Here is an 8579-nt window from a genome sequence, read left to right as displayed (position 1 = left end):
GCCGACGCCCTGGACGCGCGGCGCTCGGAGGGCGATCTGTGGGTGCAGATCGGCGCCGACGACGCGCTCGTCGCCTTCCACGCGCTGCGCGCCCTCCAGAAGGACGCGGGCGACGCGGCCCGGGTGCGCTGGCAGATGAACGGCTTCAACCGCTCGGCCGGTGCCACCGCGAAGCCGATGACGGCCCGCAACCTGATGGGGCAGATCGACGGCACGGGCAATCCGAAGGTCACCGATCCCGACTTCGACCGGCGGATCTTCGTCCCGGCGGGCACCGGGGGCGCGACGGAGTGGATGGCCGGCGGCTCGTACGCGGTGGTGCGCCGGATCCGGATGCTGCTCGACGACTGGGAGAAGCTGCCGATCGACCGGCAGGAGAAGGTGATCGGGCGGCGGAAGTCCGACGGGGCCCCGCTCAGCGGGGGCAGTGAGACCACCGAGCTCGACCTGGACAAGCGCGGCCCGGACGGGACCACGGTCATCCCGGACAACGCCCACTCCCGTATCTCCGCCCCCGAACAGAACGGCGGGGCGGCGATGCTGCGCAGGCCGTTCTCCTTCCACGACGGGATCGCTCCCGACGGGACGCCGGACGCCGGTCTCCTCTTCGTCTGCTGGCAGGCCGACCCGCTGAGGGGCTTCGTGCCCGTGCAGCGCAAGCTCGACCGGGGCGACGCGCTGTCCGCCTTCATCCGGCACGAGGCGAGCGGCCTCTTCGCGGTCCCGGGCGGTCCCGCCGAGGGCGAGTACGTGGGACAGCGGCTCCTGGAGTCCTGACCTGCCGGGTCGTCCGCCGGCGGGCACGCGCGTACCGCCGGGCGGGCGGCCCGGGGCTCCGGGGCCCATTAGGGTGACGGTATGTCCGCCACCCGGTACACGTATCTCGGCCCCGAGGGCACCTTCACGGAGGCCGCGCTGCGTACGCTGCCCGAGGCCGCGACGAGGGAACTCGTCCCCATGGTCTCGGTCCCGGCCGCGCTCGACGCCGTACGGAACGGGGAGGCCGCCGCCGCTCTCGTACCGATCGAGAACTCGGTCGAGGGCGGGGTGACCGCGACCCTCGACGAGCTGGCCTCCGGCGAGCCGCTGATGATCTACCGCGAGGTGCTCCTGCCGATCGCCTTCGCGCTGCTCGTGCGGCCGGGGACCAAGCTGTCGGACATCAAGACCGTGACGGGCCACCCGGTGGCCCAGCCGCAGGTCCGGAACTGGCTGCGGGCGCACCTTCCCGAGGCCCTGTGGGAGTCCGCCGCGTCCAACGCGGACGGTGCCCGGCTGGTGCAGGAGGGCCGCTTCGACGCCGCTTTCGCGGGGGAGTTCGCGGCGGTGACGTACGGTCTCGAGGCGCTGGTCACGGAGATCCACGACGCGGAGAACGCCGAGACTCGGTTCGTCCTGGTGGGCAGGCCGGCCCGGCCGGCCGCGCCGACCGGCGCGGACAAGACCTCGGTGGTGCTGTGGCTGGGTGACGATCATCCGGGTGCCCTCCTCGAACTGCTCCAGGAATTCGCGGTGCGCGGGGTGAACCTGATGCTGATCCAGTCCCGGCCCACGGGGGCGGGGATCGGGAACTACTGCTTCGCCGTGGACGCCGAGGGCCATATCTCGGACCGGCGGGTGGGCGAGGCGCTGATGGGGCTCAAGCGGATCTGTCCCAAGGTGCGCTTCCTCGGCTCGTACCCGAGGGCGGGCGTCGCGGTCGAGGACGTGGCGGCGCTGCGGCGCGGCACCTCGGACGGGGAGTTCATGGCGGCCTCCGACTGGTTGGCGAGGGCCCAGGACGGTCGGGCCTGACCCGATACTGACCGAACGCTCCCGGCGACGGGAGCGTTCGTCCACAGGCGCGAACCACTAGTCCTACCTGCATATTTCTCAGTTACCCACAGCGGTTATCCACAGGGTCCTCGTTCGACCTGGGGACAAGTCGACAGCTCGCCCCGACAAGGTCGACAAATCGCCCTAGCCACTCCTCGACCCGCCCCGGCTGTCCACAGCGCACGGAGAAGCCCTCGTCAGCACGGTTCGCTCAACCAACTCTTTGGAGCGAACAATTCCCACCCAAATGAGTGCCTCAATGGTGTTTGATCACGGAATTCCCAGGGGCGGGACAGGAAATCCACGCGATCTTCCCCGTAGTCCACAGATCTTCCGCACAGCCTGTGGATAACTAAATGCAGAGCCTGGCTTCCGGCATTCTCACGGCTGCCAATTCGGGCATAACGTCACGCGTGACAACACGCGTGACGTTATCCGGTGGGGGCGGGCGAACGCGCACCGGTAGCCTGGGGGGGTGATTGACCTTCGCCTGCTCCGTGAGGACCCCGACCGTGTTCGCGCCTCCCAGCGCGCCCGTGGAGAGGACGTCGCCCTCGTCGACGCCCTGCTCTCCGCCGATGAGCGGCGCAGGTCGTCCGGCGTCCGCTTCGACGAGCTCCGATCCGAGCAGAAGGCGCTCGGCAAGCTGATCCCCAGGGCCACCCCGGAGGAGCGCGCCGAGCTCCTCCAGAAGGCCGAGCAGCTCAAGACCGACGTCAAGGCCGCCGAGGCCGAGCAGAACGAGGCCGACGAGACGGCCAAGCAGCTGCTGCTCCAGCTCGGGAACATCGTCCACACCGACGTCCCGGTCGGCGGCGAGGAGGACTTCGTCGTCCTCGAGACGCACGGCACCATCCGCGACTTCGCGGCCGAGGGCTTCGAGCCCAAGGACCACCTGGAGCTCGGCGAGGCGCTCGGCGCCATCGACGTCGAGCGGGGTGCCAAGGTCTCCGGCTCGCGCTTCTACTACCTGACCGGCGTGGGCGCCCTCCTGGAGCTCGCCCTGGTCAACGCGGCGATCGCGCAGGCCACCGAGGCCGGCTTCATCCCCATGCTGACCCCGGCGCTGGTCCGTCCCCGCGCCATGGAGGGCACCGGCTTCCTCGGCCAGGCCGCGGAGAACGTGTACCACCTGGAGAAGGACGACTACTACCTCGTCGGCACGTCCGAGGTGCCCCTCGCGGCGTACCACATGGACGAGATCATCGACGCGGACAAGCTGCCCCTGCGGTACGCGGGCTTCTCGCCCTGTTTCCGCCGCGAGGCCGGCACGTACGGCAAGGACACCCGCGGCATCTTCCGCGTCCACCAGTTCGACAAGGTCGAGATGTTCTCGTACGTCGCGCCGGAGGACGCCGAGGCCGAGCACAAGCGGCTCCTGGAGTGGGAGAAGCAGTGGCTGACCGGTCTGGAGCTGCCGTTCCAGGTCATCGACGTCGCCACCGGTGACCTCGGTGCCTCCGCCTCCCGCAAGTTCGACTGCGAGGCGTGGATCCCGACGCAGGGCAAGTACCGCGAGCTGACCTCGGCCTCGAACTGCGACAGCTTCCAGGCCCGCCGTCTCTCCGTCCGCATGCGCGACGAGCAGGGCGGCAAGAAGACCGTGCAGCCGCTCGCCACCCTGAACGGCACGCTCTGCGCCGTACCGCGCACGATCGTGGCGATCCTGGAGAACCACCAGCTGCCCGACGGTTCCGTGCGCGTCCCGGAGATGCTGCGGCCCTACCTCGGCGGCCGTGAGTTCCTGGAGCCGATCGCCAAGTGAGCCCGTTCCCCTACCGCCTGGTCGCGACGGATCTCGACGGCACGCTGCTGCGCGCCGACGAGTCCGTCTCGGCCCGCACGCGGGACGCGCTCGCCGCCGTCACGGAGGCGGGCGCCGCGCACATCGTCGTCACCGGCCGGGCGGTGCCCTGGACCCGGCACATCCTGGACGACCTCGGCTACGAGGGGATCGCGGTGTGCGGGCAGGGCGCGCAGGTCTACCACGCGGGTGAGCACCGGCTGCTCACCTCGCTGACCCTGGACCGGCAGCTCGCGGGGCTCGCCCTCTCGAAGATAGAGGCGGAGGTCGGCCCGCTGGCGCTGGCCGCGAGCCGCGACGGCCTGGAGGGCGAGGTCCTGATGGGCCCCGGCTTCCGGGTGCACCCGGGGCCGCTGCCGTACGTGCCGTACGAGGACCCGGCGGAGCTGTGGGCGGCGCCGCTGACCAAGCTCTACCTCCAGCACCCGACGCTGTCGGACGACGAGTTGACCGCCGCCGCCCGTGCGACGGTCGGCGGTCTGGTGGACGTCGTCATGGCGGGGCCCGGTGTGGTGGAGATCCTGCCGCTCGGCCTGAGCAAGGCGACCGGTCTCTCCCTGGCGGCACGCCGGCTGGGTGTGAAGGCGGCGGAGACGATCGCCTTCGGCGACATGCCCAACGACATCCCGATGTTCGGCTGGGCGGCGCACGGCGTGGCCATGGGCAACGCGCACGTCGAACTGCGCGCGGTGGCGGACGAGGTCACCACCTCGAACGAGGAGGACGGCATCGCCGTCGTCCTGGAGCGCCTGCTGTCGGTCTGACCGGCCGCGGGGAAAGAAAAGGGGCGGCCCCGCGTGGACCAGGTCCACGCGCTCGAAGCGGCCGCCCCTTCTTTTCGGGGGATCCCCCGTGTCCCCCGTACAACTAGTGTGCGCCGGGCCCCTGTTCGGGGGCGAATGGTTTTCCGCGGGTGAGCGGGTAGCAGGCGAGGCCGATGGCCAGGGAGACCGCGTGCCCGAGATCGGTGTACGTGCGGTCGGCGAGCAGCGGTACGACGAAGAAGGCCACCACTCCCGCGAGGTAGAGCCAGCGCCAGGGGCGGGCGAGCCGGTACGTGAGGATGCCCGCCGAGGCGGCGAGGCCGTAGCTGACCCCGATGTCGACGACATGCGCCATGCTGCGCGGCACGTCGTGGAGGCGGATGGCCACGAGGACGACCTGCTGGCTGATCAGCGTGGCGGCGATATGGGCCGTGGCGACGACGAAGAGCCATTTCGCCGTACCGAGCCACCGCTCCACGGGCGCGTGGATCAGCTCGAACAGCGCCGCGTACAGCAGCAGGTCGGCCGGGTTCTCGATCCAGAACGCGCTGCCGAGCCGCAGCGGATGGTGGGACAGCTGGTGGAGATTGCTGCTGTTGCGGTGCAGCAGGTAGCTGTCGAGGCCTTGCGGGGACAGCGCGATGACGAGGCTGGTGATCGCGATGACCGCGAGCCAGAGATGCGTACCGGGTGACGAACGCACCCACGACCTGATCGGTCGGGACGGTTCGCCACCCGGGAGGTTCTCGGGAGGCACGTGTCCGTGCCTATCACCCCGAACCGGCAGAAACCTCAGAAATTGATCATGTGTCCGGCAAGGCCGTGGATCGCTTCCTTCACGGCCTCGCCCAGCGTCGGGTGCGCGTGGACGTTCCGCGCGACCTCGTGGACGGTGAGGTCCCACTGCTGCGCCAGGGTCAGCTCGGGGAGCAGCTCGGTGACGTCGGGGCCGATCAGGTGGGCGCCGATGATCTCGCCGTGCGTCCCGTCCGCGATGATCTTGACGAAGCCGGTGGCGTCGCCGAGACCGTGCGCCTTGCCGTTCGCGACGAAGGGGAACTTGGCGACCTTGACGTCGTAGCCCTTCTCGCGGGCCTGCGCCTCGGTCCAGCCGAAGCTGGCGATCTGCGGCTGGCAGTAGGTCGCGCGCGGGATCATCGGGTAGTCGAGCTCCATGGTCTCCGCCTCCCCGATGGTCTCGGCGGCGATGACACCCATGGCCTCGGCGGTGTGCGCGAGCATCAGCTTCGCGGTGACGTCACCGATGGCGTAGATGTGCGGCACGGAGGTGCGGCAGCGGCCGTCGACGTCGATCGCGCCGCGCTCGGTGAGGGCGACACCGGTGGCCTCCAGGCCGTAGCCGGTGACGTTGGGGGCGAAGCCGATGGCCTGGAGGACCTTGTCGGCCTCCAGGACCTTCTGGACGCCGTCCTTGCCGGTGACGGTGACGCGGACCTGCGGGCCGGACTCGTCGATGGCCTCGACGCGGGTCGAGGTCAGGACGTCGATGCCGAGCTTGCGGTACTGCTTCGCGAGCTCCTTGGAGACCTCTTCGTCCTCCAGCGGCGCGATCCGGTCGAGGAACTCGACGATCGTGACCTTGGTGCCGTAGTTGTTGAGGACGTACGCGAACTCGATGCCGATCGCGCCGGCGCCGGCGATGATGATCGACTGCGGGGCGTCCTCGGCGAGGATCTGCTCCTCGTACGAGACGACGCGCTCGCTGCGGGCGGTGCCCGGGAGCAGTCGCGGGGTGGCGCCGGTGGCGATGATGCAGTTGTCGAACTGGATCGTCTCCGAGGTGCCGTCGGACTTGGCGACCTGGAGGGTGTTCGCGTCGAGGAAGGTTCCCCGGCCGCTGAACTCGGTGATCCCGTTCTTCTTCATGAGGAAGTGAACGCCCTTGACGCGGCCGTCCGCGACCGAGCGGCTCCGGCGGAACGCCTCGGTGTAGTCGAAGGAGACGGTGCCGTCCACCTTGATGCCGAAGGTCTTGGCCTCGTGGTTGAAGATGTGGGCCAGTTCAGCGTTGCGCAGCAGTGCCTTGGTGGGGATGCAGCCGACGTTCAGGCAGACACCGCCCCAGTACTTCTCCTCGACGACCGCGACCCGCTTGCCCAGCTGGGCGGCGCGGATGGCGGCGACGTAGCCGCCGGGGCCAGCTCCGAGTACGACGACGTCGAAGCGGTCTGACATGACTGACTCCCGAGGGTGGTGAGGGTGTTCGGTCCGCGTACGGGCCCACAGTAGTCCGGTGTCCCGCCCACGGTCAGTTGTAGGATGACCGGGCAACCGGGCAAAAGGAGAGGTCGGAACGGCATGGCACTCAGGGCGACGGGACGGACCTCGCTGGTGGACTCCGTGGTGGACCAGCTGCGGACGCAGCTCGCGGACGGCGAGTGGGCGGTCGGCGACCGCATCCCGACCGAGCACGAGCTCGCCCAGCAGCTCGGTGTGGGCCGCAACACCGTCCGCGAGGCGGTCAGGGTCCTGGTCCACGCGGGCCTGCTCGAATCCCGTCAGGGCAACGGCACCTTCGTCAGGTCGACCGCCGATCCGGCGGCCGTGCTGCGCGGGGTGCGGCACGCGGGCGCGGCCGACGTCCTCGAACTCCGGGTCGCCCTGGAGGCCGAGGCGGCGCGGCTCGCGGCGGCCCGGCGGGACACCCACGACCTGCTGCGGCTCCGGGCGGCCCTCACCACGCTGCGCGAGGAGGGCGACCGGAACGCGGACGCCGACCTCGCCTTCCACCTCGCGGTCGTCGGCGCCACCCACAACGCGGCCTTCGTCGAGGTGTACCGCTTCTTCTCCGCCCAGGTGCACGAGGTGCTCGTGGAGGCCCTCGGCGACCGGGAGATGCCGCCGGTCGACATCGACGCCCACGAGGCCCTGGTCACCGCGATCGAGGCGGGCGACCCGGAGGCGGCGGAGCGCCAGGCCCGCGAACTGCTGCGGGTCCCGATGGAGACGGTCGCGGCACTGACGGAGAACTCCCGATGAGCGCGGACACCCGTACGGCGGGTTCCGCCGCGCCCTCCCCCGTACCGCCGCCCGGGCTCGTCGACGCGGAGGCCGGGGTCGCGGCGTCGGCCGCCGGGGCGGCGGCGCGGCGGGCGCTGCTCGCGCATCCGGCGCTGCTCCTGGCCGGGATCGTGCTGGCCTCGCTGAACATGCGAGCCGCGCTCGCGAGCGTCGCGCCGCTGGTCGGCGAAATATCCGGGGCCTTCGGGCTCTCCTCCACGGCGAGTTCGCTCGTGACCTCGGTGCCCGTGCTGTTCCTCGGCGTCGGCGCGCTGGTGGCGCCCTGGCTGGGGCGCCGCTTCGGCGCCGAACGGGTGCTGCTCGGGGCCTTGCTGCTGCTCGCCGTCGGCATCCTCGCGCGCGTGCTGCCCTCCGTGTACGCGCTGTACGGCGGCGGCATCCTCGTCGGCACCGCGATCGCCCTGCTGAATGTGCTGATGCCGGGCCTGATCAAGCGTGACTTCCCGGACCGGGCCGCGGCGATGACCTCGGTCTACACGGGCGCGATGATCGCCGGCGCGACGGTCGCGGCGGCGGCCGCGGTGCCGCTGGAGAAGGCGCTCGGCGGTGGCTGGGAGGGCTCGCTCGGCTTCTGGTCCCTGCTCGCCGTGGTCGCCGCGGTCGCCTGGCTGCCCCAGGTCCTGATCGCCCGGGGCCGCACCGGCCACGAGGTACGGGCCGTCCCGGCCGCCGGCGCCCGCCCGGTGAGCGTCTGGCGCTCGGCGCTCGCCTGGCAGGTCACGCTCTTCATGGGCCTGCAGTCGCTGTGGTCGTACGTGCTGATCGCCTGGATGCCGACGATCTTCACCGACCACGGGATGAGCCGCTCCACGGCCGGTGTCGTCTTCGCCTTCAACAACCTGATCCAGGTCGCGGGCGCCTTCGTGGTGCCGCTGCTCGCCGGCCGGATGCGGAGCCAGCGTCCGCTGATCGTCCTGGTCACCACGCTGGTCGCGGCCGGTTACGCCGGTCTGATGGTGGCGCCGGTGGAGGGTGCCTGGCTCTGGTCGGCGGTGCTCGGGGTCGGCCAGGGCGGGGCGGTCGGTCTCGCCCTGACCCTGATCGTGCTGCGCTCGGGGGACGCGGTGACCGCGGCCCGGCTGTCCGGGATGGCCCAGACGGTCGGCTATCTGCTCGCCGCCGCGGGCCCGCTCGCGGCCGGCGAGCAGATAGCC

At 70.9% G+C, this 8579-nt stretch carries 8 protein-coding genes; 6 read left to right on the top strand and 2 right to left on the bottom strand.

The window, feature by feature from the left end:
* The 4 genes from AOK00_RS25685 to AOK00_RS25670 form a co-directional block, all read left to right on the top strand.
* A partial coding sequence (locus AOK00_RS25685) for a Dyp-type peroxidase (protein WP_159041850.1) occupies positions 1–777 on the top strand: 777 nt, incomplete at its 5' end.
* Between the two features lie 81 nt (positions 778–858).
* Positions 859–1794: a prephenate dehydratase gene (gene pheA, locus AOK00_RS25680; RefSeq protein ID WP_055602630.1), complete on the top strand. Its 936-nt coding sequence runs from the start codon at positions 859–861 to the stop codon at positions 1792–1794.
* Between the two features lie 496 nt (positions 1795–2290).
* Complete coding sequence (gene serS, locus AOK00_RS25675) at positions 2291–3580, top strand: serine--tRNA ligase (RefSeq protein ID WP_055602629.1); 1290 nt, start codon at positions 2291–2293, stop codon at positions 3578–3580.
* On the top strand, positions 3577–4383 hold the full coding sequence (locus AOK00_RS25670; protein WP_055602628.1) for an HAD family hydrolase: 807 nt from the start codon (positions 3577–3579) through the stop codon (positions 4381–4383). Before serS ends, AOK00_RS25670 begins: the two co-directional genes overlap by 4 nt.
* 103 nt (positions 4384–4486) lie before the next feature.
* Here AOK00_RS25670 and AOK00_RS25665 read toward each other — a convergent pair whose 3' ends face one another.
* Entirely contained in the window at positions 4487–5140 is a 654-nt protein-coding gene (locus tag AOK00_RS25665; RefSeq protein ID WP_055602627.1) for a rhomboid-like protein, read from the bottom strand.
* Between the two features lie 35 nt (positions 5141–5175).
* Positions 5176–6579 (bottom strand): dihydrolipoyl dehydrogenase, encoded by a 1404-nt coding sequence (lpdA, locus tag AOK00_RS25660; protein ID WP_055602626.1) that lies wholly within the window; start codon positions 6577–6579, stop codon positions 5176–5178.
* A 123-nt stretch (positions 6580–6702) separates the two neighbouring features.
* Between lpdA and AOK00_RS25655 the strand changes: the two genes are divergently transcribed.
* Positions 6703–7383: a FadR/GntR family transcriptional regulator gene (locus AOK00_RS25655; protein WP_055602625.1), complete on the top strand. Its 681-nt coding sequence runs from the start codon at positions 6703–6705 to the stop codon at positions 7381–7383.
* A partial coding sequence (locus AOK00_RS25650; protein ID WP_055602624.1) for a CynX/NimT family MFS transporter occupies positions 7380–8579 on the top strand: 1200 nt, incomplete at its 3' end. The genes AOK00_RS25655 and AOK00_RS25650, both read left to right, overlap by 4 nt.

This window comes from Streptomyces aureus, from assembly GCF_001418135.1.
Taxonomy (GTDB): Bacteria; Actinomycetota; Actinomycetes; order Streptomycetales; family Streptomycetaceae; genus Streptomyces; species Streptomyces aureus_A.
The sequence above is the reverse complement of the archived record's forward strand: the minus strand, read 5'-3'. Positions and strand labels throughout refer to the sequence as shown.

Coding starts and splice junctions, on each gene's coding strand:
- AOK00_RS25655 (WP_055602625.1), top strand. CDS start 6,703: ATGGCACTCAGGGCGACGGGACGGACCTCGCTGGTGGACTCCGTGGTG.
- pheA (WP_055602630.1), top strand. CDS start 859: ATGTCCGCCACCCGGTACACGTATCTCGGCCCCGAGGGCACCTTCACG.
- lpdA (WP_055602626.1), bottom strand. CDS start 6,579: ATGTCAGACCGCTTCGACGTCGTCGTACTCGGAGCTGGCCCCGGCGGC.